At 72.4% G+C, this 26,641-nt stretch carries 25 protein-coding genes; 14 read left to right on the top strand and 11 right to left on the bottom strand.

Annotated elements, in window-relative coordinates; all coding sequences use genetic code 11:
* The first annotated feature begins 97 nt into the window (after positions 1-97).
* Entirely contained in the window at positions 98-1,111 is a 1,014-nt protein-coding gene (locus OHS58_RS24335; RefSeq protein ID WP_326954950.1) for a neutral zinc metallopeptidase, read from the top strand.
* Here OHS58_RS24335 and OHS58_RS24330 read toward each other — a convergent pair.
* Positions 1,104-1,676 carry a TIGR03086 family metal-binding protein gene (locus OHS58_RS24330; protein ID WP_328644104.1) on the bottom strand — a complete coding sequence of 191 codons (573 nt, stop codon included), beginning with the start codon at positions 1,674-1,676 and terminating at the stop codon, positions 1,104-1,106. The genes OHS58_RS24335 and OHS58_RS24330 overlap by 8 nt on opposite strands.
* 83 nt (positions 1,677-1,759) lie before the next feature.
* On the opposite strand from OHS58_RS24330, the gene pdxR reads away from it, so the two are divergent.
* The 3 genes from pdxR (at position 1,760) to OHS58_RS24315 (ending at position 4,149) form a co-directional block, all read left to right on the top strand.
* Complete coding sequence (pdxR, locus tag OHS58_RS24325) at positions 1,760-3,172, top strand: MocR-like pyridoxine biosynthesis transcription factor PdxR (protein WP_328644103.1); 1,413 nt, start codon at positions 1,760-1,762, stop codon at positions 3,170-3,172.
* Positions 3,169-3,615, top strand: coding sequence for a hypothetical protein (locus tag OHS58_RS24320; protein ID WP_326947513.1), 447 nt, complete (start codon positions 3,169-3,171; stop codon positions 3,613-3,615). The genes pdxR and OHS58_RS24320 overlap by 4 nt, the downstream gene beginning before the upstream one ends.
* A gap of 102 nt (positions 3,616-3,717) precedes the next feature.
* The gene (locus OHS58_RS24315; RefSeq protein ID WP_247063162.1) at positions 3,718-4,149 is read left to right on the top strand and encodes a CBS domain-containing protein; all 432 of its coding nucleotides are present in this window, start codon (positions 3,718-3,720) and stop codon (positions 4,147-4,149) included.
* A gap of 50 nt (positions 4,150-4,199) precedes the next feature.
* On the opposite strand, the gene OHS58_RS24310 is transcribed toward OHS58_RS24315, so the two are convergent.
* The 3 genes from OHS58_RS24310 to OHS58_RS24300 all read right to left on the bottom strand — a co-directional run bounded on the left by OHS58_RS24310 (position 4,200) and on the right by OHS58_RS24300 (position 6,970).
* Entirely contained in the window at positions 4,200-4,853 is a 654-nt protein-coding gene (locus OHS58_RS24310) for a Shedu anti-phage system protein SduA domain-containing protein (RefSeq protein ID WP_328644102.1), read from the bottom strand.
* 188 nt (positions 4,854-5,041) lie between these two features.
* A complete protein-coding gene (locus OHS58_RS24305; RefSeq protein WP_328644101.1) occupies positions 5,042-5,401 on the bottom strand; it encodes a hypothetical protein in 360 nt (119 codons plus the stop codon).
* A gap of 6 nt (positions 5,402-5,407) precedes the next feature.
* Positions 5,408-6,970, bottom strand: a complete 1,563-nt coding sequence (locus OHS58_RS24300; protein ID WP_328644100.1) for a DUF4139 domain-containing protein — start codon at positions 6,968-6,970, stop codon at positions 5,408-5,410.
* 84 nt (positions 6,971-7,054) lie between these two features.
* Between OHS58_RS24300 and OHS58_RS24295 the strand changes: the two genes are divergently transcribed.
* On the top strand, positions 7,055-8,854 hold the full coding sequence (locus tag OHS58_RS24295; protein WP_328644099.1) for a Xaa-Pro dipeptidyl-peptidase: 1,800 nt from the start codon (positions 7,055-7,057) through the stop codon (positions 8,852-8,854).
* Positions 8,855-8,865: 11 nt separating this feature from the next.
* Here the strand turns inward: OHS58_RS24295 and OHS58_RS24290 are convergent, their stop codons facing one another.
* Both OHS58_RS24290 and OHS58_RS24285 read right to left on the bottom strand, forming a co-directional pair.
* Entirely contained in the window at positions 8,866-9,507 is a 642-nt protein-coding gene (locus tag OHS58_RS24290; RefSeq protein WP_328644098.1) for a response regulator transcription factor, read from the bottom strand.
* A complete protein-coding gene (locus tag OHS58_RS24285) occupies positions 9,504-10,625 on the bottom strand; it encodes a sensor histidine kinase (protein WP_328644097.1) in 1,122 nt (373 codons plus the stop codon). Before OHS58_RS24285 ends, OHS58_RS24290 begins: the two co-directional genes overlap by 4 nt.
* A gap of 94 nt (positions 10,626-10,719) precedes the next feature.
* Between OHS58_RS24285 and OHS58_RS24280 the strand changes: the two genes are divergently transcribed.
* Both OHS58_RS24280 and OHS58_RS24275 read left to right on the top strand, forming a co-directional pair.
* Positions 10,720-11,574, top strand: a complete 855-nt coding sequence (locus OHS58_RS24280) for a M23 family metallopeptidase (RefSeq protein ID WP_326954941.1) — start codon at positions 10,720-10,722, stop codon at positions 11,572-11,574.
* A gap of 158 nt (positions 11,575-11,732) precedes the next feature.
* Positions 11,733-12,785, top strand: a complete 1,053-nt coding sequence (locus OHS58_RS24275; RefSeq protein ID WP_328644096.1) for a DUF4192 domain-containing protein — start codon at positions 11,733-11,735, stop codon at positions 12,783-12,785.
* Positions 12,786-12,837: 52 nt separating this feature from the next.
* On the opposite strand, the gene galE is transcribed toward OHS58_RS24275, so the two are convergent.
* The 3 genes from galE to OHS58_RS24260 all read right to left on the bottom strand — a co-directional run bounded on the left by galE (position 12,838) and on the right by OHS58_RS24260 (position 15,812).
* Positions 12,838-13,824 carry a UDP-glucose 4-epimerase GalE gene (gene galE, locus OHS58_RS24270; protein ID WP_328644095.1) on the bottom strand — a complete coding sequence of 329 codons (987 nt, stop codon included), beginning with the start codon at positions 13,822-13,824 and terminating at the stop codon, positions 12,838-12,840.
* Between the two features lie 90 nt (positions 13,825-13,914).
* Positions 13,915-15,099 carry a galactokinase gene (gene galK / locus OHS58_RS24265; RefSeq protein ID WP_328644094.1) on the bottom strand — a complete coding sequence of 395 codons (1,185 nt, stop codon included), beginning with the start codon at positions 15,097-15,099 and terminating at the stop codon, positions 13,915-13,917.
* Complete coding sequence (locus tag OHS58_RS24260; protein WP_305879379.1) at positions 15,096-15,812, bottom strand: metal-dependent transcriptional regulator; 717 nt, start codon at positions 15,810-15,812, stop codon at positions 15,096-15,098. The genes galK and OHS58_RS24260 overlap by 4 nt, the downstream gene beginning before the upstream one ends.
* A 110-nt stretch (positions 15,813-15,922) precedes the next feature.
* Here OHS58_RS24260 and OHS58_RS24255 point away from each other — a divergent pair, with 110 nt between their 5' ends.
* From OHS58_RS24255 to OHS58_RS24240, 4 genes are all read left to right on the top strand, one after another.
* Positions 15,923-16,768 (top strand): sulfurtransferase, encoded by an 846-nt coding sequence (locus OHS58_RS24255; protein ID WP_328644093.1) that lies wholly within the window; start codon positions 15,923-15,925, stop codon positions 16,766-16,768.
* A 567-nt stretch (positions 16,769-17,335) separates the two neighbouring features.
* Entirely contained in the window at positions 17,336-18,505 is a 1,170-nt protein-coding gene (locus OHS58_RS24250) for an acetoin utilization protein AcuC (protein WP_326947526.1), read from the top strand.
* Positions 18,506-18,511: 6 nt separating this feature from the next.
* Entirely contained in the window at positions 18,512-21,193 is a 2,682-nt protein-coding gene (locus tag OHS58_RS24245; protein WP_328644092.1) for a bifunctional acetate--CoA ligase family protein/GNAT family N-acetyltransferase, read from the top strand.
* Positions 21,190-22,323: a serine hydrolase domain-containing protein gene (locus OHS58_RS24240; RefSeq protein WP_328649855.1), complete on the top strand. Its 1,134-nt coding sequence runs from the start codon at positions 21,190-21,192 to the stop codon at positions 22,321-22,323. Before OHS58_RS24245 ends, OHS58_RS24240 begins: the two co-directional genes overlap by 4 nt.
* Before the next feature lie 64 nt (positions 22,324-22,387).
* Here the strand turns inward: OHS58_RS24240 and OHS58_RS24235 are convergent, their stop codons facing one another.
* Complete coding sequence (locus tag OHS58_RS24235; protein ID WP_328644091.1) at positions 22,388-23,425, bottom strand: acyl-CoA dehydrogenase family protein; 1,038 nt, start codon at positions 23,423-23,425, stop codon at positions 22,388-22,390.
* Positions 23,426-23,434: 9 nt separating this feature from the next.
* On the bottom strand, positions 23,435-24,598 hold the full coding sequence (locus OHS58_RS24230; protein ID WP_328644090.1) for an acyl-CoA dehydrogenase family protein: 1,164 nt from the start codon (positions 24,596-24,598) through the stop codon (positions 23,435-23,437).
* Between the two features lie 70 nt (positions 24,599-24,668).
* Between OHS58_RS24230 and OHS58_RS24225 the strand changes: the two genes are divergently transcribed.
* The 3 genes from OHS58_RS24225 to OHS58_RS24215 all read left to right on the top strand — a co-directional run bounded on the left by OHS58_RS24225 (position 24,669) and on the right by OHS58_RS24215 (position 26,556).
* A complete protein-coding gene (locus OHS58_RS24225; RefSeq protein WP_247063185.1) occupies positions 24,669-24,860 on the top strand; it encodes a ferredoxin in 192 nt (63 codons plus the stop codon).
* 83 nt (positions 24,861-24,943) lie between these two features.
* The gene (locus OHS58_RS24220; protein WP_326947531.1) at positions 24,944-25,801 is read left to right on the top strand and encodes a 3-oxoacyl-ACP reductase; all 858 of its coding nucleotides are present in this window, start codon (positions 24,944-24,946) and stop codon (positions 25,799-25,801) included.
* Positions 25,795-26,556 (top strand): glucose 1-dehydrogenase, encoded by a 762-nt coding sequence (locus tag OHS58_RS24215; RefSeq protein ID WP_326951463.1) that lies wholly within the window; start codon positions 25,795-25,797, stop codon positions 26,554-26,556. Before OHS58_RS24220 ends, OHS58_RS24215 begins: the two co-directional genes overlap by 7 nt.
* The last annotated feature ends 85 nt before the right edge of the window (positions 26,557-26,641 follow it).

Here is a 26,641-nt window from a genome sequence, read left to right as displayed (position 1 = left end):
CGATCACGGGCCCGCTGGCCACCGGACGGCGTTTTCGATTCGTGATCCCGGCCTCTTCGGCGGTCGATATGCTGGGCGCACCGAGCAGGGGGAGAACGTGAACGAGGCCGAAAGGGCCGGTCCGCCCGGGCCGCCACCGCCGTCACCGGCACCGGCGGCGCGGCCTCCGGAACCGGCGTGGGCGCCGGAACCCAACCCCTGGGCGTCACCCGGCTGGGCGACCGCACCCCCCGTCCCGATCGCGCCGCCGCGCAGCCGGCTGTGGGGCGCCGTCGGCGGGGTCCTGGTGATCGTCCTCGCTTTCTCGCTGGTCGCCGCCACTTTCCCGCACCGCGTCGACGGCCACGCGCTCGTCGCCGAGGGTGTCGACACCGGCCGCGCGTACGGCGGCACGTCCGACGGCAAGCCGCCGAAGTCCGTGCCGGAGCTGTCCACCAACCCGCTGCTCGCCGCCGGCATCACACCCGGGCCGGCGCAATGCGCGCTGCCCGCCCTCGGCCGGGCCGCCGAGCAGCTCAAGGCGTACTACGACGCGCTGGCCGGCTGCCTCGAACAGTCGTGGCGCCCGGCACTGGCGAAGGCCAACGAGCCGACGCTGACCGCGAAGGTGTCGGTGGTGCTGCCCGAGCACAGCGCGTGCGGCGCGGCGCCGTCGGAGAACGAAGCCGTCGCGTACTACTGCGGCGGCGACACCACGATCTACGCCCCGACCGACTGGATGCTGTCGGACGCCGGGCTCAACAAGGCCCGCCACATCGCGACGATCGCCCACGAGTACGGCCACCACGTGCAGCGCGAGAGCGGCATCCTGTCCGCCGCGGCCGACAAGATGACCTCGCCGGACGAGGACAGCCCGGCCGACAAGGAGGTCGTCCGCCGGATCGAGCTGCAGGCGAACTGCTTCGGCTCGCTGTTCCTCGCCGCGGTCGCCGGCACGGGCTCGATCAGCCGGTCGCTGGCCAACGCCGCCGTCGCCGACTACGGCCGGGCCGACGACAGCGACACCCACGGCTCGCGCGCGCACCAGCTGTCTTGGGCGAAGGCCGGGTACGACGGCAAGACCACGAAGTCGTGCGACACGTGGGGCGCGCCGGTCACCGAGGTCAGCTGACGCGCCAGGCGGGGTCGCGGCCCAGCAGCGCCAGGAACCGGTCCAGGTCGCTGGTGTCCGCCGGGACGTTGACGCTGTGCGCGAACGAGCCGTTCTTCTCGCGGCCTTCGTCGGGGATGCGCTCGGCCATCCGCAACGCGGCCGACACGGCGTCGGCGTCCGGCTCGTAGGGGAGGCCGAGCGCGCGGGCGAGGTCCCAGCCGTGCGCGACGGTGTCGACCAGGTGCATCAGCGCGGCGATCGGTCCCGGGAACGTGCCGAAGGTGTTGACGGCGAGCTCGCGGGTCAGCACGGCGTCGTCGGCGACGGCGTCGAGGTAGTCGTCGACGGACGCCCGGTACGCGGCGTACGGGTCGTCGCCGAGGTCGCCGGCGTCCCAGTCCGGCGCCGAGCCGTCGCGGGCCGCCGTCGCGAAGGCGTGGTTCTCGCCGACCTGGTGGCGGAGCAGGTCGGCCAGCGTCCAGCCCGCGCACGGGGTCGGCCGGGCCAGGTCGGCGGGCGTGGCCGCGGCGACGATCTTGTCGAGGACGAGCAGGGTGCGGCGGTCGAGTTCGCGGAAGTCCATGGGCCCGACGCTAGGAGCGGAAGCGGACCACGGACAGTGCCAAAACCAGACCAACCTTCGTGGGCCGATCTAGGATCGGCCCGGTGGACGTCCACATCGACCTGACCGGGACCCGCGGCCACCGCGACGCGATCTACCGGCAGCTGCGCGCGGCGATCCTCGACGGCCGGATCCGGCCCGGCGAAGCCCTGCCGCCGACGCGGGAGCTGGCCCAGCGGCTCGCCGTCTCGCGCACGACGGTCAGCGCGGCCTACGACCGGCTCACCGCCGAAGGGTTCCTGGCCGGGCGGGTCGGCGCGGGCACGTTCGTCACGGCGTCCCCGGCGGCGCGCCCCGAGCCGTCCCACGTCTCCGGCGTGCGGCCGCTGCCGGAGTGGGACGCCGTGCCGTCGCCGCCCGCGCCGTTCGCCCCGGCGCCGGAGTTCGACTTCCGCCCGGGCGTCCCGGACCTGACGCGGTTCCCGTTCGACACCTGGCGCCGGCTCGTCACGCAGCGGCTGCGCGCCGGCCAAGCGGACCTGATGACCTACGGCGACCCGCAGGGCCACGCCGGGCTGCGCGCCGAGATCGCCCGGCACGCCGGGGTGTCGCGGGACGTGCGGGCGAGCGCCGAGCAGGTCGTCGTCACCGCGGGCGCGCAGCAGACGACGGATCTGGTCGCGCGGGTGCTGCTGCGGCCCGGCGACCTGGCGGCCGTCGAGGACCCCGGGTACCCGCCGCCGCGGCTGGTGCTCGAGTCGCGCGGCGTGCGCGTCGCGCCGGTGCCCGTGGACGAGTCCGGGATCGTCGTCGACGCCATCCCGGCCGGGACGCGGCTGGTCTACGTGACGCCGTCGCACCAGTACCCGCTGGGCCTGTCGATGTCACTGGACCGCCGGCTCGAGCTGCTCGACTGGGCCGAGCGCCACGACGCCGTGCTCGTCGAGGACGACTACGACACCGAGTTCCGCTACACCGGCCGGCCGCTGGAACCGTTGCACAGCTTGGATTCCCGTGGCCGGGTGGTGTACGTCGGCTCGTTCTCGAAGGTGCTTTCGCCGGCGCTGCGGCTCGGGTTCCTGATCGCGCCGCCGGCGCTGGTGCCCGCGCTCGTGAAGGCCCGGTACCTCACCGACTGGCACGCGCCGAACGTCGAGCAGGCCGCGCTGGCGGCGTTCATGGCCGAAGGCGGCTTCGCCCGGCACGTCCGCCGGATGCGCAAGGTCTACCGCGACCGGCACGAGCTGCTGTCGAGGCTGCTGGTCCGGGACTTCGCCGACGTCCTCACGCCGCTGCCGTCGACCGCGGGCCTGCACCTGAGCGCGGCCTCCGTCTTCGACACGCGCTCTTGGGTCCGGCGCGCCCGGCACCACGGCGTCCGGCTGTATTCGCTGGGCGACTTCGGTGTGGGCGAGCGGCGGCACGGGCTCGTGTTCGGTTACGGTGCGGTCGCGGCCGAGCGGATCGAGCCGGGACTGGCCCGGCTGCGCTCACTCGCCGATGGAGGAACGGCATGACCGACGACGTGATGGTGGCGATCGACGCCGGTCTGCGGCAGCACATGGGCGGCGACCGCGCGGGCGCGTACGCGACCTTCACGCAGTTGTGGGCGTCGGTCGGCCCGGACGGCGACCCGCTGCACCGCGTCGCGCTCGCCCACCACATGGCCGACGTCTGCGACGACCCGGCCGAGGAGCTCGAGTGGGACCTGCGCGCGCTGGCCGCGGCGGACTCGCTGACCGACTCGCGGGCGCAGGAGTACCACTCGTCGCTGGCCGTGCGCGGGTTCTACCCGTCGCTGCACCTCAACCTGGGTGAGGACTACCGCAAGCTGGGTGATCTGACGGCCGCCCGCGAGCAGCTGGACCTGGCGCGAACCCGCCTGGACGCCCTCTGCGACGACGACTACGCCGCCGGAATCCGCCTCGCACTGGACGGCCTGGCCGAACGTCTCGGCTGAATCGGTTCGAATACCACGGGTACGCCCCGTTTGCCGGACTTTCGCGCAGTGCTGCCGGGCCCTAACCTGTTGTGACCCAGTTCACCGACGGGAAGGATCGCCATGCGGATTGCGGATCTGCTGCGCAAGAAGGGGACGGCCGTGGCCACGGTCACTCCGGAAACCACGGTGACCACGCTGCTGGCCGGACTGGCGGACAAGAACGTCGGTGCGATGGTGGTCGTAGCACCGGACGGGTCGATCGCCGGCATCGTCTCCGAACGCGACGTCGTCCGCCGCCTCAACGACCACGGCCCCACCCTCCTGGACGGCCCGGTAGCCGACATCATGACGACGTTGGTCGCCAGCTGCGGCCCGGACGACTCGGTGGACCAGCTGTCGATCCTGATGACCGAGCGCCGCATCCGCCACGTCCCGGTCCTGGACAACGGCCGCCTGGCCGGAATCATCTCCATCGGCGACGTGGTGAAGAACCGGATGGAAGAGCTGGAGAAGAGCCAGGAACAGCTGGAGGCCTACATCTCCCAGGGCTGACGTGGACGGTGTGGCTCGTCCGGGATCGGACCAGCCACACCGTTTCATGATCAGATGGATCCCCTGAGAGTTCTCTCGGCGCTGTCGATCAAGTCCTTGTACGTGAGCACTTCGACGCGGCCGGTGTGCGCGTTCAACGTCCGGAGTGCATCGTTGATTTCGTTTTCGGAGACTTCGGGCTGCACGTTCGGGTGCCCGATGAGGACCGTCGCGCCGGCGCGACGGGTTTCGATGCCGAACTTGTCCCGGATATAGTTCCGGTCTTCGTCCAGCGCGACCAAGTAGTTGATCGCCTGGCCGACTGCGTCGTGCACCTCCGCGGTCGGCACCCATGCGTTGCGGTGGCGTTTGACGAGAGAACGCACCCTCATCGAACACTTCAACTCGACGACGTGGAGTGACCCGTCCGCCCTGATCAAAGGGATGTCGAGTTCCTTGCCCGCCGTCAGGCGGCGCTCGGCCGCAGCACCGAGGTAGCGGCCACCGAAGATCCAGATATTGTCCTTGAGCACGCGCTGCAGGTCGGCCTCGGACGCGGCGGAGTCTTCAGCCGTCTTCCTCAACTCGACGAGACCGGCGGCCTGTCGCTTCATCTCGGCGGCCCGAAGAAGCATCTGGGCGTGATCCTCGTCCGCGAGTACGGCAAGGGCATCTGTGGACGTGACGATCGTCCGAGCGGCCTCGGCCGGGTCTTCGATGTCCATCCGGTTGCGAAAAACGCGTTCGAGCCAGAGCGCTGTCTCGGCTCGACCTCGGACGATCCGGTAGCGACCAGGCCGGTCGTCGGGTGCCTCGGCGAACTGGCCATCGGCGGTCAGGGAGGCTAGTTCGCCTAGGAGGTCAGTGGCGCTGATGTCCGGTTGCTTGTCGAGGATCTCGTGCCCTCGCTCTGCTAGGTACTGAGACGACGTCCCGAGGATGCTCCTGATGTAGTGCAGGTTGATTCGTTGCGTTCGCCGTCTTGGAACAGGCGGAACCGTTCTTCGAACTCCGGCTTGAGAGCGCGGCCTTCGCAGTAGTCCACAGAGTCCTGCAGCAGCCGGACGACGTGCCACTCGTTGTCCTCCGAGGCCCGAAGACGCGCAACTTCCAGGTGATGGACCAGTTTCTGCCCACCTCGGCGATGGCCGCCTTTGCCGTTCCGCAGATAGCGCAGTGTCGCCGCGATGGCGGCTTTGACGTCTTCGCTCTCAGCTCGCTTTTCCGTCTGCTCGAGCTGTAGCTCGAGTGCCCAATCGGCCCGGACGTCCATGTGCTGCTACTCCCGCCAGCCCGACAGTTCCACGCCCTTCGCCACGTCCACCCGGTACGACAGCGTCACCACCTGCGTCGCCCCCGGCTCCACCGTCAGCTTCCACGTGAACTCGCCCAGCTCCGACCTCTCCACCGGCTCCGGCGACGTCTTGATGTCCCGGACCGTGATCGTGTCGTCCCGCGACACCGGGGCCTGGTCCAGCACCGTCACCTCCGCCGGGCGCGGACCGTGGTTGGCCACCGAAATCCGGTACTCCGCCTCGCGGCGCTTCTGGCCCGACAGCGTCGCCTTCGACGCCGTGCGGCGGGACAGCTCGCGCTCCACCCGGATCCGGTCGTCGACGCCCAGGGCCAGCTCCAGCTCCTCGCCCGGCGCCCAGGGTTCCAGCTGGGTCGTGCCGACGAACTCCGCGTCGTGGAACACCGATGCCCGGCCCGGGCGCAGCGCGTGCTCCGACGTGTTGACGACGACCGCCCGCAGGTACGCCTCCTGCGCCAGCACCGGCGCCGTGACGTAGCCCAGCGACGCCGTGAGGTCCAGCTGGGCCAGCGTCGTGCGGTGACCCTGTGCGCCCGAAGGGACCTCGACCGGGCGTGACGGGCGGTAGGTGACCGCGGTCGTGCCCTGCTCGACCGCCGCGAACTTCGGCGCCATCGCCGGTGCCGGGGCCGACGCCGCGAAGCGGGCCATCCGCGCGCCCTCCGGGACGCCGCCGCCCGAGCCGCCGTACGCCGCCGCGGGGGTCGGGGGCGGGGGGACGCGGCGGTCGAGGTACCACGGCTGCAGTTCCGGCACGACCACCGAGACCGCCGGCCGCGCGGTCGACAGCGCCAGCTCGCACTCCGGCCAGTCCTCGCCCGTGTACTGGCTGACCAAGCCGTACGACGTCACGGTGACCTCGGCGCCGCGGACGCGGATGTCGTAGCCCGGTTCCCAGCTGGCGCCGGGGACCACATAGGACAGTTCCAGGTCCGCCGAGCCCGCCGGGTCCGAGATCTCCAGCTCCACGACCACCGACGTACTGTCCTGTTCGGACTGGACGCTGTGCTCGCCGATCCGGCGGTCGAGCGCGGCGAGGTCGTCGCGCAGCTTCGTGACCCGGTCGGACAGCTGCCGCCGTGACTTCAACGCCGCGGCGAGCCGCTCGCTCAGCGCGTCGGTCACTTCGCCGACGCGGGACGGCTCGGCCGTGCCGGCGGCCAACGCCTTCGCGAAGCTTCCGCCGCTGCGCTTCGCGAGCGACGTCAGCAGATCCACCTTCATCGCTTCGGCCGCTTCGTCGTCGATGACGCCGTCGAGCGTGGCCTGGTCCGCGCGCCGCTGCTCGGTCAGGGCCCGCAGCGCGGCGTCGGCCGGCGAAGCGTGCCGCTCGGTGCGGACGTCGACGCCGGTGATCAGCGCCGGCCCGGTGCCGGTGACGCGGACCGAGCCCGGGTCGAGTGACAGCGGCAGCCCGGCGAACGTCAGGCGCGAGCCGCCGTCGAGGGGCGCCTTGCCCCGGCGGGTGATCCGGGCCTGCTGCGGGTAGACGGTCACGGCGGCGATCGGTGCTTCGACGGTCGGCATGCCTCCGACGTTAGTCTCTTGACGCCGGATCGGGCCGGACGGAAGTGTGGTGAACCGTCCGCTTCGCCCGGCTTGGGGGGTTAAGTGAAAGCCGCAATCCTGGTCGCCGCCGTGCTCGCGCTGCCGTTGACCGCGGTCGCCGCCGAGGCCGCCGAACCGCCCGCCCCGGTGTTCACCGGCGGCCAGGCGCAGCCGGTGTTCGACCCGGCCGACGTGATCCGCGAGGACGTCTGGGTCACCGCGCCGGTCGACAGCGACCACGACGGCGCCGACGACCTCGTGCACGCCCAGGTGGTGCGCCCGCGCGCGACGCTGCAGGGTTTGAAGGTCCCGGTCGTCTACCAGGCCAGCCCGTACTACGCGGGCGGCAACGACGTCGCGAACCACGACGTCGACGTCGAGCTGTCCGCGCCCGGTTACGCCCGCGAAGCCGAGGGCCCGCGCGTCGCCGCGTACGGCGTCGGCCCGGCCGCCCCGATCACCTGGCGCTACCAGGACTACTTCACCGCGCGCGGCTTCGCCGTGGTGTACGGCGAATCGCTCGGCAGCGGCCTCTCGACCGGCTGCCCGACGACCGGCGACGTCAACGAGACGATCGGCGCCCGCTCGGTCGTCGACTGGCTCAACGGCCGCACGCCTGCCAAGGACGCCGCCGGCGTCGCGGCGAAGGCCGACTGGAGCACCGGCAAGACCGGCATGATGGGCGTGTCCTACAACGGGACGCTGCCCAACGCCGTCGCGAGCACCGGCGTCGAAGGACTCGAGACGATCGTGCCGATCGCCGCGATCTCCAGCTGGTACCAGTACTACCGCAACGACGGCGCGGTCGTCGCCGCCGGCGGTTACCAGGGCGAGGACGCCGACGTGCTCGCCGAGTACGTCTACACCCGCGCCGACCGGCAGGTCTGCCGTTCCGTCATCGACGGGCTGACCCGCGACCAGGACCGGGTGACCGGCGACTACACGCCGTTCTGGGACGTCCGCAACTACCGCAACGACGTCGCCAAGGTGCACGCGTCGGTGCTCGCGGTGCACGGCCTCAACGACTGGAACGTCAAGACCGACCAGGTCGCCGAGTGGTACGAAGCGCTGAAGGCGCACGGCGTCGAGCACAAGATCTGGCTGCACCAGTCCGGCCACGCCGACCCGTACTCGCTGCGCCGCGACGTCTGGCTCGCGACGCTCAACAAGTGGATGTCGCACTACCTCTACGGCGTCGACAACGGCATCCAGAACGAGCCGAAGGCGACGATCCAGCGCGAAGACCTGTCGTGGGCCGACGAAGCCGACTGGCCGGCGCCCGGGACGTCCGACGTGCGCGTCTACCCGTGGCCCGGCGGCCGGTCGAAGGGCACCATCGACACCCGCACCCCGGTGCCGGGCAAGGCGACCGTCGAAACCCTCGCCGACGACGCGAGCAAGACGATCGAGCAGCTGGCGGCCGCGACGTCGTCCGGAAACCGCCTGCTGTACGCGACTTCCGCGGCGAAGCAGCCGGTGCGCCTTTCCGGCACGGCGCGGGCCGACCTCGCGCTGTCGTTCGACCGGCCCGCGGCGAACGTCTCGGCGATCCTGCTGGACCGCGCCCCCGACGGCACGTCCCACGTGATCAGCCGCGGCTGGACCGACCCGCAGAACCGCACCGACCCGGCCGTCACCGAGCCGATCACGCCGGGGCAGGGCTACCGCGTCGGCGTCGAGCTGATGCCGAAGGACTACATCCTGGCCACCGGGCACCGGCTCGAGTTCCTGCTGGCCTCCAGCGACCACGACTACACGCTGCGGCCCAAGCCGGGCGCGGGCCTGGCGCTGGACCTGACGAAGACGACGGTGACACTCCCGGTCACGGGCGGCAAGCCGGCACTGCGAGCCGCGTTCGGCTGAAGCCGGGGGGATCAGTCCGCGATGCCCGCGCGGTAGGCGAACGCCACGGCCTGGGCGCGGTCGCGCAGCCCGGCCTTGGTGAACAGGTGGTTCACGTGGGTCTTCACGGTCGCTTCGCTCACCACGAGCGTCCGCGCGATCTCCGTGTTCGACAGGCCCGCCGCGATCAGCCGCAGCACCTCGATCTCGCGGGCGGTCAGCCCTTCGATCTCCTTCACCCGGGCGGGCGCGCTGCGCGTGGCCGCCTCGACCAGCCGGCGCTGCAGCTCACCGTCCACTGTGGACTGACCGTCGGCGGCCGAGCGCAGGGCGCGGGCGATCGCCTCGGCGTCGGCGTCCTTGGTGAGGAACCCGCGGGCCCCGGCGCGCAACGCGGCCAGCAGCGACTCGTCGTCGGCGTACGTCGTGAGCACGACGACCTCGGTGCCCGGGTGCTCGGCGCGGACGCGTTCGGTGGTCTCGACGCCGTCGCAGCGCGGCATCCGCAGGTCCACCAGCAGCACGTCCGGTTGGTGCTGCGCGACCAGGTCCAGCGCGGCGAGCCCGTCGGCGGCCGCGCCGACCACCTCGACGCCCGGCAGCAGCCCGAGCAGCGTCACCAGGCCTTCCCGCACCACCGCCTGGTCGTCGGCGAGCACGACGCGCAAGCTCACGCCGGCACCGTCAGGTGAATCCGCCATCCGTCCTCCCCCGGCCCGCTCTCGAACCGCCCGTCGAGCAGCGCGACCCGTTCACTCATCCCGCGCAAACCGTAACCTGCCGCCGGCGCGTCCGGCGGCCGCCTGCCCTGCCGGTCGGCGACGGTCAGCGCCACCTCGTCCCCGGTGTAGTCCAGGCGCACGTCGACGTCCGCCTTCGCCGCGTGCTTGCGCGTGTTGGCCAGGGCCTCCTGCACCGCGCGGACCAGCGCGGTGCCCACCGCCGGGTCCAGTTCGCGCGGTTCGCCGTCGATGCGCAGGTCCGCGCGGGCCCCGCTGTCGAGCCGGTACGCGGTGAGCAGGTCCGCGATGGTCCGCTCCACCGGGACGGCGTCCTCGCGCAGCGCGGCGACCGCCTTCCGGGCCTCGGCGAGGCCTTCGGACGCCAGTTTCTGGGCGCGTTCGATCTGCGCGACGGCGTCCGGGCTCGCGTTGTCGCGCACCAGCATCAGCCGCGCGCCCTGCAGGTTCAGCGAGAGCCCGGCCAGCGAGTGCGCCAGGACGTCGTGCAGCTCACGGGCGATGCGGGCGCGTTCGGCGAGCGCGGCGGCGCGCGCGTGCTCCTCGGTCGCCGTCTGCGCGCGGGCCAGGGCCAGTTCGGTCTGCTCGATCTTGGCGAGCCGGGTCCGCCGGTTCAGCCCGAGCAGGATGATCACGGCCACGATCGTGTAGGTCGGCAGGGCGCCGCGCCAGGCGTCGTGCACCGCGGCCCAGACCGTGATCGCACCGAGGTCGAACAGGAGGGACACCACGATCGGGACGACCGGCTGCCGGAGCACGATGAAGAACGTGGTGCTGAACATCGTGATCGAGGCGAAGCTGTTCGGCACGGTCACCCAGAGCGCGCCGGACGTGGCGACCACGGTGACCATCAGCGCCGCGGGCAGGAACGGGCGGCCGTCGGTGTAGAGCCAGAGCAGGGGTATCGACAGGGCCAGGGTGATCCCGATGAGGATCCACGAGAGCAGGTCCGCCTGCGGCATCGCGGCGAACATCGGCACCACGATGAACCCCCAGCGCAGCCAGTCCTGGACCTGGGGGATCCGGTGGAACCGGGCCCATCGGGTGGTCATCGTCGCTGTCCTCCGCGGGGTGCTTGTACGGAAAATGTACCGACGCGGGCTTCGCTGTGCGGTGTCAAGCTTCCCCCTGTCAGGAGGTTCACCCATGTCCAGGTTGCGACGGCTCGCCGTGCTCGCCGCCGCCGCGGCGCTGCCCGCGCTCGGCCTCACCCTCGCCGGCCAGGCGACAGCGTCGGCCGCGCCCAACTTCCAGGTGCCGTTCAAGTGCGGCACCACCGTGACCGCGGCGACGTTCAGCGGGCACAGCCCGGAGTACTCGGTCGACTTCCAGAAGTCGGGCATCACCGGGATGCCGGTGCTGGCGGCCGCGTCGGGCACCGTGACCCGGGTGGCGAACGAGGGCGACACCAGCTACGGCAAGTGGATCGAGCTCGACCACGGCGGCGGCTGGCGGACGCGCTACGCGCACCTGTCCGCCCAGGAGGTCTCGGTCGGGCAGTCGGTCGCCGGCGGCAAGGAGATCGGCAAGGCGGGCGCGACCGGCGGAGTCACCGGGCCGCACCTGCACTTCGAAGAGCGGCTCGACAGCGTCGTGCAGAAGGCCAAGCTGAACGGCGTCGCGGTGCCCTACTACGGGCACACGAACTTCACCAGCAAGAACAACTGCGGCGGCAACCCGTACTCCGCCGAAGAGGTCTGCGGTTCCGGCTTCTCCGTCGTCGACCAGCAGGCGCTCGCCGGCTCGTCGGGCACGACGTACCTGCTGTACAACTCCTCGACCAAGGCGAACTGCGTGACGACGCTGAAGGCGACGTCGCTCGGCACGGCCAGCCCGGTCTCGGCGTTCCTGGAGGTCCAGGGGGCGGCGCGGACCACCGACTCCGGCAGCTTCACCTACTACGCCGGGCCGGTGAAGAAGACCGCCGCGGCCACCTGCGTGAAGTGGGGCGGCTCGGTGGGCAGCAACACCTACACCAGCCCGTTCGAACACTGCGGCTGAGCGGCCCCGGTCGGTGGGGCCGGGCACTCTAGCCCGCCCCACCGACAGGAACCGCCACCCCGGCCGGCCCGGACCCCCGGTTGTCCACATCGGTCCCGCCCATCCACAGATTCGCCGCCACCGCCCCACCCGGCCCCGTCCTGCCCCACGGTGGAGGCATGACCACCTCCACTCCGACCGGCCGGCCGCCGGTCAGCCTCAGAGATCCCGCGCAGCTGCTGGCCGCGCTCCCGTACCTGCTCGGGTTCCGGCCCGGCGCCTCCGTCGTCCTGCTCGGGCACCGCCCACCGGACGGCCACCAGGTCGGCCTGGTGATGCGCGCCGACCTCCCGCCCGGTGCCGAGCGCGCCCGCCAGGCCCAGGCGCTCGCGCCGCTGTTCGCGGGCGCCCGGCACATCGGCGTGACACTGGCGATCATCGGCGGTGAGCGAAGACCCGGCGCCCCGCCGCCGCACGCGGGCTTCGTCGACGAGCTGGCGGACGCCTTCGCCGAGCACGGCCTCCCGGTGGTGCACGCGTTGTGGGCCGCCGACATCGTGGCGGGCGCCCCGTGGTCCTGCTACCCCGGCGAGGACTGCGTCGGCGAGCTCCCGGACCCGCGTTCGACGGTGGCGGCCGCGGCCGCCACCGAGAGCGGCACGGTGGTGTTCGACAGCCGCGAAGAAATGCTGGCGCTGCTCGCCCCACGATCGCCGGAGGCGGTGGCGCGTAGGTCCGAGGAACTGTCCCGGCTGTCCGAACTGCCGTGGCCCGAAGCGACCCGCGTCGCCGACGCGGCCGCGGAAGTCCGCGCGGCGTTCGACCGCCAGCGTCGCGGCGAAGGCCCACCCACGGACGCCGAAGCGGTCCGGCTGGCCTGCGCCCTGACCCTCGCCGACATCCGCGACGTCTGCCTGACGATGGCGGTCCCGCCCCGCGCCCCGGCGGCCCGCGAGGCCGAGCGCCTCTGGCTGACGCTGGTCCAGGAACTCCCAGCCCCCGAACGAGCCGAGGCGGCGGCCCTGCTGGGCTACACGGCCTTCATGCGCGGCGACGGAACCCTCGCGGGCATGGCCCTGGACAACGCCTTGGAGGCAGCCCCGGACCACGTGCTGGCCAACCTGCTGAGGAGGGTCCTGGACCACGGAACGCCCCCGGACGTCCTCCTGGGCCTGGCCATGGCCACGGACCCGGAAGACGCTACCGGCTTCGGCCTGGAACCACCGTTCTGACGCGACTCACCTTGAGTCACAGTGGATCCCGGCCGGTCACCGCGTCGCCGACTCAGGCCTTGGCGCGTCGCGACTGGGTGAACGTCCACGCGTCGCGGACGATGCCCGTCAGGTCGGTGCGCTCCGGCTTCCAGCCGAGGTCCTCGCGGGCGCGGTCGCTGGCCGCGACGAGCACCGACGGGTCGCCCGCGCGGCGCGGCGCCACCGCGGCCGGCACCGGGTGGCCGGTGACCTCGCGGCAGGCCTCGATCACCTCGAGCACGGAGAAACCGGTGCCGTTGCCCAAGTTGTAGATGCGGTGCTCACCCGCCGTCGCGTGCTTCAGCGCCAGCAGGTGGGCGTCCGCGAGGTCCACGACGTGGATGTAGTCGCGGACGGCGGTGTGGTCCGGCGTCGGGTAGTCGTCGCCGAAGATCTGGATGCGCTCACGGTCGCCCGTGGCGACCTGCAGAACGAGAGGGATGAGATGGGTTTCCGTGGCGTGGCGCTCGCCGAGGGCGCCGTACGCGCCGGCGACGTTGAAGTACCGCAGGCTCACCGCGGCCAGGCCGTGCGCGCCGGCGAAGGTGGTGATCGCGTGGTCGATGGCCAGTTTGGTGGCGCCGTAGGTGTTGGTCGGGCGGGTCGGCGCGGACTCCGCGATCGGCGACGACTCCGGCTCGCCGTAGGTCGCCGCGGTCGAGGAGAACACCAGGCGCGGCGTGCCGTGCTCGTGCATGGCCTCGAGCAGCCGCAACGACGTGACGACGTTGCCTTCCCAGTACTTCGTCGGATCGGTCATCGACTCGCCCACCAGCGACTTCGCCGCGAAGTGCAGCACGCCGTCGAAGCCCTCGCCAAGCAGGCTGCTCGCCACCTCGGCGGCGTCACCCTCGATGAACCGCGCGTCCGGGTGGACCGCGTCGGCGTGCCCGGTGGACAGGTCGTCGACGACGGTGACCTGGTGCCCGGCCTCGACGAGCCGGGCGGCGCAGACACTGCCGACGTACCCCGCTCCGCCCGTCACGACCAGTTTCAGGGCGTTGCTCTGCTCCGACACGTCCAAGCCTTCCTGCCGAGGGTGACTGTGCGCCACAGTCTTCCCCCACACCGACGTGCGGGCCCGGGCGGGGGTTGTCCCCGCACGGGCTCAGACCTCGTCGCGCCCGGCGCCGCGGGACGGGACCGCGGTGAACATCCGCGGCCGCCGGTAGCCGGCCTTCTCGAACGCCGTGTCCACACCCGCCTTGACCCCGGCCAGGTCGGCGTCGCGGACCAGCGCGATCGCCGAGCCGCCGAAGCCGCCGCCGGTCATCCGCGAGCCGAGCGCGCCGGCCGCGCGGGCCGAGTCGACCGCGAGGTCCAGCTCGGCCGTGGAGATCCGGTAGTCGTCGCGCATGCTGACGTGCGAGGCGTCCAGGTACGGGCCGATCTCGGCGATCTTGCCTTCGCGCAGCAGCGCGACGACGTCGAGCACCCGCTGGTTCTCGGTGACCACGTGCCGCACCAGCGGCGCCAGGTCCGCCGGGAGCCGGTCGAGCGCGTCGGCGAGGCCTTCGGCGGTGACGTCGCGCAGGGCCTTCACCCCGAGCAGCTCGGCCGCCCGTTCGGTGCCCCGCCGCCGCTCGCCGTAACCGCCTTCGGCGTGGGAGTGCTTGGTGCGGGTGTCCATGATCAGCACCTGCAGCCCGGCCTCGGCCAGCCCGAACGGCACCTGCTCCTGCTCGCCGGACCGCACGTCGAGGAACAGCACGTGGGACTCGGTGCAGCACAGCGACGCCGTCTGGTCGAGCAGGCCGGTCGGCGCGCCGACGAAGTCGTTCTCCGAGCGCTGCACCCACCGGGCCACCTCGGGCCGGGCCGGGACGCGCTCGTCGGTTCCGTCGAGCTCCAGGCCGGCCAGGCCCAGCAACGCCAGCGACACCGCGCACTCGAGCGCGTGGGAGGAGGACAGCCCGGCCCCCGACGGCACGTCGCCGGCGATGACCAGGTTCGCCCCGGCCGTGAAACCTTGGTCGCGCAGCACCCAGGCGACCCCCGCTGGGTACGCGGCCCACCCGTCGACCCTGCCGGGCTCCAGAGCGGCGATCGTGAGCTCGCCGGAACGCTGGAGCTGCCCGTCGTCACCGAGCGTGGCCACGGACACCACGCCGTCCTCCCGGGGCGACGCCGCCGCGGCCAGGCGGTGCGGCAACGCGAAGGGCAGCACGAAACCGTCGTTGTAGTCGGTGTGCTCGCCGATCAGGTTCACTCGGCCGGGCGCCGACCACACGCCGGCCGGCGTGGAGCCGTGCACCGTGTGGAACGCCGCCGCGGCCTCCGAGGCCGGGCTCACCTGGCCTGCGCCAGGACGGCGTGCAACGCGGACGTGGAGACCTGCGCGGTGTTGTCGCCGCCGGTGACCTCGATGGTGCTGCCGTTGGCCTTGCCGATGACGACCGTGCCGCCCGGCACGATCCCGACGGACTTGAGCTCGGTCATCAGCGACTCGTCCAGCTGGACGTGCTCGGCGATGCGCCGGATCTCGACCCGGCCGCCGCCGGTGCGGGCGAACTCGTCGAGCCGGACGAGGTCGGCCTCCGCGGGCGGCGCGGGATCGCCGTCGCCCAGCTTGTCCAGACCGGGGATCGGGTTGCCGTAGGGGGAGGTGGTCGGGTGGTCGAGGAGCTTGACGAGCTTGCGCTCGACGGCCTCGCTCATCACGTGTTCCCAGCGGCAGGCCTCGTTGTGCACGTGCTCCCACTCGAGCCCGATGACGTCGACGAGGAGGCGTTCGGCCAGGCGGTGCTTGCGCATGACGGCGATGGCCAGTTCCCGGCCGTGGTCGGTGAGCTGGAGGTGCCGGTCGTCCGCGACCACGACCAGTCCGTCGCGCTCCATCCGGGCGACGGTCTGGCTGACGGTCGGGCCGCTTTGCTGCAGTCGCTCCGCGATCCGGGCGCGCAGCGGGACGACACCCTCTTCTTCGAGCTCGTAGATCGTACGCAAGTACATCTCGGTGGTGTCGATGAGATCGTTCACGCTGTCCCCTTCGTCCGCGTTGCTCATCGTAGTCGTTGGCCCCGACAGCGGCGGCGGGCCTGGGGATAACAACTCACCGGCGGTGGAAATGTCCGGCCCGGGCGGATCCGGGCCGCGGACCGCTGCAAGATGGGGGTATGCGCTCGCTGATCAGCACCACCGACCTCGCCGCCGCACTGGCCGGCCCGGCCGGCGACCGGCCCGTCGTCCTCGACGTCCGCTGGCGGCTCGCCGGCCCGCCGGGGGCCGAGTCCTACCAGGACGGTCACCTGCCCGGCGCGGTCTTCACCGACCTCGACCGCGTGCTCGCGAGCGAGCCGGGCGAGGGCGGCCGGCACCCGCTGCCCGACCCCGCCGACCTGCAGCGCGACCTCCGCGCGGCCGGCGTGCGGGCGGACGGCCCGGTGGTGGTCTACGACGACGCCGACGGTTCGGTGGCGGCGCGGGCCTGGTGGCTGCTGCGCTGGGCGGGCCACGACGAGGTCGCGGTGCTCGACGGCGGTTACGCGGCGTGGACCGCGGCCGGGCACCCCGTCAGCACGGAGCCGGCGCACCCGGAACCGGGTGACGTCGAGGTCCGGCCGGGCGGCATGCCGGTCCTGGACGCCGACGAGGCGGCCGAGCTGGCCCGCGACGGCCTGCTGCTCGACGCCCGGGCCGCCGCGCGCTACAGCGGCGAGACGGAGCCGGTCGACCCGCGCGCGGGCCACATCCCGGGCGCGGTGAACGCCCCGTTCAGCGACCACACGACCGCCGACGGCCACTGGCGCACGCCGGAAGAGCTGGCCGACCGCTTCGCCGGCCTGGGCCTGCGCCCCGGCGAACCGGTCGCCGCGTACTGCGGCTCGGGGGTGACGGCGAGTTCGGTAGTGCTGGCCCTGGAGATCGCCGGCCACCCGGGCGCGGGCCTGTACGCGGGCTCGTGGTCCCACTGGTCCCGCAACCCGAACCGCCCCGCGGCAACAGGCGACCTCCCCGGCTGACCCCGATCCCCGCGACTCACCTCAAAAGCCGTGAAGGCCTCCTTACCGGCCATAAGAGCCGGTAAGGAGGCCTTCACGGCTTTACCTGCACACGTCGGCAGCGGCCCGGCCGAGCTCTCGCGGCTGCGTCCTCCGCGTGGTCGCGACCTGAAGCGGCCGGCCGGCCGAAGTGGGCTTTCGCGGCTGTGCCCTGCGCTGTCCGCGACCTGCGGTGGCCGGCGGGTCGCGCCGGACTCGTCCGCGTGTTCGGAATCTGTGGCAGCCGCAGGTCGAGCGGGGCTTTCGCGACCGCGACCGGCTCGTGTCCGCGATCTACGGCTCGGCCGGGCCGCCCCGGCCGGCCGGGGTTCGCGAGGCCGGGGCCAGCGGCGGCGGTGTTCGTGCGCCGGGGTTCGTGAGGCGGGGCCGGCGGCGGGAACCGGCCGCGCCAGGCGTGGCGGCGAGCCCGCGACCTGCACCGGCCCCCCAACCCCGCCGGGGGCCACAACGCCGTGGACCAGCGGGGGAGACGACCAGCTCGGCTCGTCAAGGCCGCAGACCGCTGCGATCGGCACTACAGTCGGGCGTATGGCGCCGGCTGTCGTGTGGGACTCCTCCCTGCTGGGTTATGACCTTGGTGGGGATCACCCGTTCAACCCCGTCCGGCTGGAGCTGACCGTCCGGCTGGCCACCGAACTGGGCGTGCTCGACGGGGTCGAGCTGCTCGTCCCGTCCGCCGCCGGGGACGAGGAGCTCCTGCGGGTGCACGCGCCCGAGTACCTGGCCGCTGTGCGGGAGGCTCCGCTCGTCGGGTGGGATGTCGGGCATGGGCTCGGGACCTCCGACAACCCCGTGTTCAGCGACATGCACGACGCCTCCGCACTGGTGGTCGGGTCGACGCTGCTGGCCGCGCGCAAGATCGCCGAGGGTGAGGCGACCCGGGCGGTCAACATCGCGGGTGGGCTGCACCACGCGATGCGGGACCAGGCGGCCGGGTTCTGCGTCTACAACGACTGCGCGGTCGCCATCTCGTGGCTGCTCGACCACGGCTTCGAGCGGATCGCCTACATCGACACCGACGTCCACCACGGCGACGGCGTCCAGGCCGCGTTCTACGACGACCCCCGCGTCCTGACGATCTCGATGCACCAGCACCCGTTCACGCTCTGGCCGGGCACCGGCTATTCGGCCGAGACGGGCCGGGGCAAGGCCGACGGCACCTCGGTCAACGTGCCGCTGCCGCCGCGTACCCGGGATCCCGGGTGGCTGCGGGCGTTCAACGCCGTCGTCCCTTCCCTGCTGGCCGACTTCGAGCCGCAGCTGCTGTTCACCCAGTGCGGCGTCGACTCCCACGAAGAGGATCCGCTCGCGGATCTCTCGCTGAGCGTCGACGGGCACCGCACGATCTACACCACCCTGCGCGACCTCGCCAACACCTACGCGGGCGGCAAGTGGATCGCCGTCGGTGGGGGCGGCTACCAGCTGATCCGGGTGGTCCCGCGGTCCTGGACGCACCTGATCGCCACCGTGCTCGACCGGGACGTCGACCCGGCGACGCCGCTGCCGCCCGGCTGGGTTTCCACCGTCACCAAGGCCGCGCCGAACGCCGAGCTGCCGCGGGCCATGACCGACGATCGCGACACGGGGTTCAAGCCGTGGGGCGACGGCGAGGACGACCCGGTCGACGTCGCCGTCCGGGACACGCGCCGCGCCGTCTTCCCCTTGCACGGCTTGGATCCCGACGACCCCAGGGACTGAGTGACCATGGCCGGACGGGATCCCTTCGACTACCCCCGTGACTGGGAGGCCGACGTCGTGCTGTCCGACGGCGGCACCGTCCACCTGCGCCCGGTGCTCCCGACCGACGCCGACGGGCTCGTCTCCTTCCACGGGAAGCTCTCCGAACGCACCCGCTACTTCCGCTACTTCGGCGCCTACCCGCGGATCCCGGAGAAGGACCTGAAGCGGTTCTCCACCGTCGACCACCACGACCGGGTCGCCTTCGCCGCGTTCCTCGGCGACGACATCGTCGCGGTCGGCCGCTACGAGCGGCTGGACAGCGGGCCGTCGGCCGAGGTGGCCTTCGTGGTCAGCGACGTGCACCAGGGCCGGGGCCTCGGCTCGATCCTGCTGGAACACCTCGCCGCGGCCGCGTCGGAGTGCGGGCTGCGCCGGTTCGTCGCCGAGGTGCTCGCCGAGAACGCCGCGATGGTCCGCGTCTTCCGCGACGCCGGTTACCAGGTCAGCCGCGAGATCGAGGAGGGCGTGCTGCACCTGGAGTTCGACATCGACCCGACCGAGGAGTCGCTGGCCGTCGCCCGCTCCCGGGAGCAGGCCGCCGAGGCGCGCAGCGTGCACAACCTGCTGCACCCGACATCCGTCGCGGTGATCGGCGCGTCCACCGACCCGGGCAAGGTCGGGCACGTCGCCTTCGTGAACCTCCTCGCCGCCGCGTTCACCGGCACCGTCTACCCGGTCAACCCGGAGCACCGCTCGGTGCGCGGCGTGCGGGCCTACCCGTCGGTGCTCGACATCCCGGATTCCGTCGACCTGGCGCTCGTCGCGGTGCCGGCCGAGGCCGTCGAGTCCGTGCTGGACGCCTGCCTGGCCAAGGGCGTGAAGACGCTGCTGATCGTGTCCGGCGGGTTCGGCGAGGCGGGCCCGCACGGCCTGCACGCCGAGCTGCGGCTGGTCGGCGAGGCCCGGGCGCACGGCATGCGCGTCGTCGGGCCGAACGCGCTCGGCGTGCTGAACACCGCGCCCGGCATCCGGCTCAACGCCACCCTCGCGCCGCGGCTGCCGGGCCGCGGCCGCACCGGCTTCTTCTGCCAGTCCGGCGCGCTGGGCACGGCGATCCTGGCCGACGCCGAGGCGCGCGGGCTCGGCCTGTCGACGTTCGTCTCGGCCGGCAACCGCGCCGACGTCTCCGGCAACGACCTGCTGCAGTACTGGGAGACCGACCCGGACACCGATCTCGTGCTGCTGTACCTGGAGTCCTTCGGCAACCCGCGCAAGTTCGCGCGGCTGGCGCGGCGGCTGGGCCGGACGAAGCCGATCGTCGCGGTGAAGTCGGGGCGGCACGCGGTCCGCTCGCAGCTGGCCGCGACGTCCACCGAGATCGACGAGATCAGCGTCCAGGCCCTGTTCGAGCAGGCCGGCGTCGTGCGGGTCGAGTCGCTGGCGCAGCTGTTCGACACCGCGCTCGTGTTCGCCCACCAGCCGCTGCCCGCCGGGCCGCGGATCGCCATCGTCGGCAACTCCAGCGCGATCGGGCTGCTCGCCGCCGACACCGCCCGCGCGCAGGGGCTGCGGCTGGCGTCGGACCCGGTGGACGTCGGCCCGCAGGCCGGTCCGGAGGAGTTCGCCGCGGCGGTGGGGGAGGCGCTGACCTCGCCGGACACCGACGCGCTGGTCGTCGTCTTCGCGCCGCCGGTGGCGATCCCCGGCACCGCGTACGCGCGCGCCCTGCGGGAGACCGTCGTCGAACTGGGGCAGCGCAAGCCGATCGTCTCGACGTTCCTCGCCGCCGAGGGCGTCCCGCACGAGCTCGCCGTGCTCTCCGAGGACGGCGTGGCCAGCCGCGGTTCCATCCCGTCGTACCCGAGCCCGGAACGCGCGGTCAACGCGCTGGCGAAGGTCGTCCGGTACGCGGCCTGGCGGCAGCGTCCACAAGGGACACTGGTCCGGCCGTCGGGGATCCACACCGAGCAGGCGCAGGTGATCGTGCGCGAGCTGCTGGCCGCGGAGGACGGCAAGGCGATCCTCCTGACGGACCCCGACGTCGTGCGGCTGCTGGGGTGTTACGGCATCGACGTCGTCCCGTTCCGCGTGGTGTCCACTGTGGACGACGCGGTCGCGGCGGCGGCCGGGCTGGGCTACCCGGTGACGCTCAAGGCGGTCGACGAGCGGCTGCGCGGCCGGCCCGACCTCGCCGGGGTGCGGCTCGACCTGGCGTCGGAGGACTCGGTGCGCACGGCCTACGCGGTGCTGCGCGAGATCTCCGGCGAAGACGACGTGTACGTGCAGCAGATGGCGCCGAAGGGCCTGTCGTGCGTGATCGGGCTGCAGGACGACCCGTCGTTCGGCTCGCTCGTGTCGTTCGGGCTGTCCGGCCTGGTCAGCACGCTGCTGGGGGACCGCGCCTACCGGGCGGTGCCGGTCACCGACGTCGACGCGGCCACGCTGCTGCGCGAGCCGCGGACGGCGCCGCTGCTCACCGGCTACCGCGGTGACGAGCCCGCCGACCTCGCCGCGCTGCAGGACATGGTGCTGCGCGTGGCGGCGCTCGCCGAGGACAACCCCGAGGTGCGGTCGCTGACGCTGGACCCGATCCTCGCCTCGCCCGACGGCGCGTTCGTCGCGAACGCCCGCCTGGTGCTGGGCCCGCCGCCGTCCCGGCCCGACACCGGCCCGCGGCGCCTGCGCGCCATCAACCCCCAGGACTGAGCATGCTCACCGAACTGCTGACCCGGCACGCCGCGGGCCTGCCCGGCGCAGTCGCCCTCGTCGCGCGGGGCGACCAGGTCGAGGTAGCGGCGGTCGGCTCGGCCGACGCCGGGGGCACCGTGCCGATGGCCCGGGACTCGCTGTTCCGCATCGCGTCGCTGACCAAGCCGCTCGTGGCCGCGGCGGTCATGCTGCTCGTCGACGGCGGCGAGCTCGCGCTGGACGACCCGATCGCGCGCTGGCTGCCGGAACTGGCGTCTCCGGTGGTCGTGCGCACACCCAGCGGGCCGGTCGACGACGTCGTGCCGGCGGCCCGGCCGATCACGGTCGAGGACCTGCTGAGCTTCCGCTGCGGGTACGGCCTCGCGGCCGACATGGGGCTGCCCGCGGTGGACCTGCTGCTCCAGGTGCTGGGCCACCCGGCCGAGGCGTCCCGCGCGCTGCCGCCGGACGAGTGGCTGGCGGCGCTGGGCCAGGTCCCGCTGCTGCGTCAGCCCGGCGAGGCGTGGCTGTACGACACCCCGTCGGACCTGCAGGGCGTGCTGATCGCGCGGGTGTCAGGCCGGTCGCTGCCGGAGTTCCTGGCGGAGCGGCTGTTCGGCCCGCTCGGCATGGCCGACACCGGGTTCTCGGTGCCGACACCGGCACTGGGCCGGTTCACCAGCGCCTACCGCCAGGGCGCGTCCGGGCTCGTGCTGGCCGACCCGCCGGAGGGCCGGTGGAGTGCCGAGCCGGTGTTCCCGTCCGGCGGGGGCGGCCTGGTTTCGACGGCCGACGACCTGCTCGCGTTCGCCCGCTGCCTGCTGGCCGGGGGTGCGGTGGCCGGGCGACGGCTGCTCGCGCCGGAGTCGGTGCGCCTGCTGACGAGCGACCACCTGACGGCTGCGCAGCGCGCGGCGGCCAGCTTGTTCCTGCAGGGCCAGGGCTGGGGGTACGGCGGCTCGGTCGACGTGGCGCCGACGCGGCCGTGGCACACCCCCGGCCGCTACGGCTGGATCGGCGGCGCGGGCACGGCGGCCCACCTGATCCCGGCGACGGGCACGGTCACGGTCCTGCTGACCCAGCTCCAGATGACCAATCCGCAACCGACGCCGTTGATGCAGGAGTTCTGGACCTACGCGGCGAAGTAGCAGTCCGTGAATGCCACATTCACGGACGCTATGTCCCTCGATGTGGCATTCACGGACTTCAGTATTACAGGGCCGCCAGTTCGTCGCCCAGGGTGAGCAGCTGCGGGGTCGCCGGGCCCAGCAGGAACTCCAGGCGCTTCGCCGCCACGAAGTACCGGTGCACCACGTGCTCGACGTCGATGCCGACGCCGCCGTGGACGTGGACCGTCGTGTGGGCCACCCGGTGGCCGGCCTCCGCGGCCCAGAACTTGGCCGTCGCCACCGCTTCCGTCGCCGGGAGGTCCGACGCGAGGCGCCACGCCGCCTGCAGTGACGTCAGCCGCACCGCCTCGACGTCCACGTACGCGTCCGCGAGTCGCTGGCGGACGGCCTGGAAGCCGCCGATCACGTGGTCGAACTGCTTGCGCTCGGCCGCGTAGGCCGCCGTCAGCTCCAGGGCCCGTTCGACGACGCCGAGCTGCTGCGCGCACACTCCGGCCGTGCCGCGCAGGCGCAGCCACTCGCCGATCGGACCGAGGGAAATCCCGGCCACCTCGGACAGTTCCAGCAATGCCGCGTCCGCGTGGTCGACCGCCTGCTGCGGTTGCACGGTGACCCCCGGGGCCGCCGCGTCGACCAGGAACACCTCGTCGGGCGCCGCCACCAGGAAACCGTGGGCGAACGCGCCGAACGGCACCGCGGACTGGGTGCCGGTCAGCCGGTCGCCGGTCACCCGGAAGCCGTACGGCGCGCCCGGGTCCGGCAGGGCCACCGTGAGCACGCGCTCGCCGCGCAGCACCGGCAGCACCCAGCGGTCCACCAGCTCCGGCGTGCCGAACTCCGCCAGCGCCGACGCCGCCATCGTGATCGACGTCAGGTAGGGGACCGCGGCCACCGCGCGGCCGATCTCGGTCAGCACCGCGCACTGCTCCAGCAGCCCGAACCCGCCGCCGCCGAGTGACGACGGCAGGGCCGCGTCGAGCACGCCCGCCTGGCCCAGCGCCGTCCACAGTGGAGTGTCGAAGCCGCCGGTGCCGTGCGGGTCGTGGGTGAGCTTGTCGGCCAGGATCCGCCGGGTCAGCGCGGCGAGGTCGGCCGACGCCTCCGAAGGGGTGAAGTCCATGAGACGCTCCTAGCGCGTGACGGGCAGGCCGAGGGCGGTCGCGGCGATCATGTCCCGCTGGATCTCGTTGGTGCCGCCGCCGAAGGTGAGGATCAGCGCCGAGCGGTGCTGCCGTTCGATCCGCCCGGCCAGCAGCGCGCCCGGCGAGCCGTCGCGGACGACGGCCGCCGCGCCGAGCACCTCCATCAGCAGCCGGTACGCCTCGATCGCGAACTCCGTGCCGTACACCTTGGTCGCCGACGCGTCGGCCGGCCCCAGCTCGCTCGCCGCGGCCGCCCAGGCGATCCGCCAGTTCCGCAGCTTCAGGTACTCCGCGCCGGCGTGCACCCGCGCGAGGTGCAACCGCACCCACTCCTGGTCGATGGCGCCGGTCTCCTTCGCCCACACCAGGACGTCGGACAGGGCCTTCCGGATCGGCGCCGACGACGTCAGCGCGACGCGCTCGTGGTTGAGCTGGTTGGTGATCAGCGGCCAGCCCGCGTTCTCCTCGGCCACGCGCGCCGACACCGGCACGCGCACGCCGTCGTAGTACGTCGCGCTGGTGCCCGCGCCCGCCACCGTGTGCACCTTGGTCCAGGAGAACCCGGGTGCCGTCGTCGGCACGATCAGGATCGACAGCCCCCGGTGCTTCTTCGCCTCCGGGTCGGTCCGGACGGCGAGCCAGACGTAGTCGGCGTGCTCGATCAGGCTCGTCCACATCTTCTGCCCGGTGACGACGTACTCGTCGCCGTCGCGCACCGCGCGCGTCCGCAGGGACGCGAGGTCGGTGCCGGCCTCCGGTTCGGAGTAGCCGATCGAGAAGTGCAGCTCGCCGGCGGCGATTTTCGGCAGGTAGAACGCCTTCTGCTCGTCGGTGCCGTAGCGCATGATGGTCGGCCCGACGGTGTTCACCGTCAGGAACGGGACCGGCACCCCGGCGACCGCCGCCTCGTCGGTGAAGATGAGCTGGTCGAGCATCGGCCGGCCCTGGCCGCCGTACTCCGGCGGCCAGCCGAGCGCGAGCCAGCCGTCCTTGCCCAGCTGCCGGACGATGTCCTTGTAGGCCAGGCCGTCGCCGTACTCGCCGCTGCCCGCGCGGAGGCCGTCACGACGCTCCGGCGTCATCAGCTCGGCGAAGTACTCCCGCAGCTCCGCGGCCAGTGCGCGCTGCTCCGGCGTGTAGTCGATCCGCACCCGTCACCTCGATCCGGCGTTATAGTAGAACCTGTTCTAGTTGTACCAGGACTGACGCGGCGGAGGAAGCATGGAGATCGGCGTCGATCGTTCGCTCTGCGAGGCGAACGCGGTGTGCTTGGGGTTCGCACCGGACATCTTCGACCTCGACGACGACGAAGAACTGGTCATCCAGCCCGGTCCGGTGCCCGGCGACCAGGCGGAACGGGTCTCCGGTGCGGTGCGGGGCTGCCCGAAGAACGCCCTGTTCATCGTCAGTTAGCGGTGTTTACTGAAAAGCTTGCCCAAAACGAGAACAGATTCTAGTGTAGGCCCGTCAACCAGGACTCGATGAGGAGGCCTCGCGTGAGCCTGACCGGCCGGACCGCGATCGTCACGGGTGCCGCCGCCGGGCTGGGACGGGCCGAAGCGCTCGCTCTGGCCGCGCGGGGCGCCACGGTCGTCGTCAACGACATCGGTGCGCCGAAGGACGTCGTCGAAGAGATCGAAGCCGCTGGTGGCAAAGCCGTCGCGGTCGCCGGTGACGTCGGCGAACGGGCCACGGCGGACGCGCTCGTAGCGGCCGCGCTCGACCTCGGCGGCCTCGACATCGTCGTGAACAACGCCGGCGTGCTGCGCGACAAGATGCTGTTCTCGATGTCCGACGACGACTGGGACACCGTGCTGCGCGTCCACCTGCGCGGGCACTTCCTGTTGTCCCGCAACGCCGCGAAGCACTGGCGCGACAAGTCCAAAGAGGACGGAAAGCCGGTGTACGGGCGGCTGGTGAACACCGCGTCCGAGGCCTTCCTGATCGGTTCGCCCGGCCAGCCCAACTACGCCGCGGCCAAGGCCGGCATCACCGCGCTCACCATGTCGGCCGCCCGCGGCCTGGCCAAGTACGGCGTCCGCGCCAACGTGATCTGCCCGCGGGCGCGGACGGCGATGACCGAGGGCGTGTTCGGCGCCGCCCCTGCCGAAGGCGCCGACCCGCTCTCGGTCGAGCACGTCGCCCCGTTCGTCGCCTACCTCGCCTCACCTGCCGCCGAGCACGTCAACGGCCAGGTGTTCGTCGTGCACGGCGGCTCGGTCGCGCTGGTCGAAGCGCCGCGGATCGAGCGGCGCTGGTCCCTCGACGAGCTGGAGACGACCGTCAGCGACCACTTCGCCGGCCGCGACCCCGGCCGGATGTTCGCCGCCACCGAAATCCTGGAGGAATCGTGAGGCTCGACGGGAAGATCGCCCTCATCACCGGTGCCGCGCGCGGGCAGGGCGAGGCCGCCGCACGCGCGTTCGTGGCCGAGGGCGCGAAGGTCGTGATCGCCGACATCCTGGACGACGAGGGCAAGCAGCTCGCCGCCGACCTCGGTGACGCCGCCGTCTACCAGCACCTCGACGTCGGCAGCGAAGACGACTGGGCGACAGCGATCGAACGCGCGTCCACGGAGTTCGGCGCGCTGAACGTGCTGGTCAACAACGCGGGCATCCTCCATTTCTCGGAACTGGGCAAGACGACGCTGGCCGATTACGAGCGCGTCATCCGGGTGAACCAGATCGGGGCGTTTCTCGGGATGCGCTCGGTCGTTGAACCCATGACCGCCGCCGGCGGTGGCTCCATCGTCAACGTGTCCTCTGTGGAGGGACTGGCCGGGATGCCGTACCTCATCGCCTACACCGCGAGCAAGTTCGCGATCCGCGGGATGACCAAGGTCGCGGCGATGGAACTCGGCAAGAAGCACATCCGGGTCAACTCGGTGCACCCCGGCGCGATCGACACGCAGATGGTTTCGACCGCGGCCGGCGGCCAGAAAGTCGACATGTCGTACGTCGGCAAGAAGGTGGCCCTCGGCCGGGTCGGGCAGCCCGAAGACATCGCGAAGCTGGTGCTGTTCCTGGCCAGCGAAGAAAGTTCGTACTGCACGGGTTCGGAGTTCGTGGCCGACGGCGGGGCGACGGCGTCCCACGCGCTCAATTTTTGAGTGAGCACAGTTAGCCGCGACGACGTTGGTTAACACCGCTAACGAAAAGCGGACACCGGGTATGGAGAACACTCGGGGGTGAGCG

Source organism: Amycolatopsis sp. NBC_00348, assembly GCF_036114655.1.
In the GTDB taxonomy this organism is placed as follows: domain Bacteria; phylum Actinomycetota; class Actinomycetes; order Mycobacteriales; family Pseudonocardiaceae; genus Amycolatopsis.
The sequence above is the reverse complement of the archived record's forward strand: the minus strand, read 5'-3'. Positions and strand labels throughout refer to the sequence as shown.

Excerpts from the sequence above, each read along its gene's own strand:
- OHS58_RS24275 (WP_328644096.1), top strand. The coding sequence starts at position 11,733 with ATGACCACCTCCACTCCGACCGGCCGGCCGCCGGTCAGCCTCAGAGAT.
- OHS58_RS24280 (WP_326954941.1), top strand. The coding sequence starts at position 10,720 with ATGTCCAGGTTGCGACGGCTCGCCGTGCTCGCCGCCGCCGCGGCGCTG.
- OHS58_RS24250 (WP_326947526.1), top strand. The coding sequence starts at position 17,336 with ATGGCGCCGGCTGTCGTGTGGGACTCCTCCCTGCTGGGTTATGACCTT.
- OHS58_RS24305 (WP_328644101.1), bottom strand. The coding sequence starts at position 5,401 with ATGGACGTCCGGGCCGATTGGGCACTCGAGCTACAGCTCGAGCAGACG.
- OHS58_RS24225 (WP_247063185.1), top strand. The coding sequence starts at position 24,669 with ATGGAGATCGGCGTCGATCGTTCGCTCTGCGAGGCGAACGCGGTGTGC.
- OHS58_RS24255 (WP_328644093.1), top strand. The coding sequence starts at position 15,923 with ATGCGCTCGCTGATCAGCACCACCGACCTCGCCGCCGCACTGGCCGGC.
- OHS58_RS24235 (WP_328644091.1), bottom strand. The coding sequence starts at position 23,425 with ATGGACTTCACCCCTTCGGAGGCGTCGGCCGACCTCGCCGCGCTGACC.
- OHS58_RS24260 (WP_305879379.1), bottom strand. The coding sequence starts at position 15,812 with ATGAGCAACGCGGACGAAGGGGACAGCGTGAACGATCTCATCGACACC.
- OHS58_RS24320 (WP_326947513.1), top strand. The coding sequence starts at position 3,169 with ATGACCGACGACGTGATGGTGGCGATCGACGCCGGTCTGCGGCAGCAC.
- OHS58_RS24310 (WP_328644102.1), bottom strand. The coding sequence starts at position 4,853 with ATGGACATCGAAGACCCGGCCGAGGCCGCTCGGACGATCGTCACGTCC.
- OHS58_RS24245 (WP_328644092.1), top strand. The coding sequence starts at position 18,512 with ATGGCCGGACGGGATCCCTTCGACTACCCCCGTGACTGGGAGGCCGAC.
- OHS58_RS24315 (WP_247063162.1), top strand. The coding sequence starts at position 3,718 with ATGCGGATTGCGGATCTGCTGCGCAAGAAGGGGACGGCCGTGGCCACG.
- OHS58_RS24300 (WP_328644100.1), bottom strand. The coding sequence starts at position 6,970 with ATGCCGACCGTCGAAGCACCGATCGCCGCCGTGACCGTCTACCCGCAG.
- OHS58_RS24330 (WP_328644104.1), bottom strand. The coding sequence starts at position 1,676 with ATGGACTTCCGCGAACTCGACCGCCGCACCCTGCTCGTCCTCGACAAG.
- OHS58_RS24285 (WP_328644097.1), bottom strand. The coding sequence starts at position 10,625 with ATGACCACCCGATGGGCCCGGTTCCACCGGATCCCCCAGGTCCAGGAC.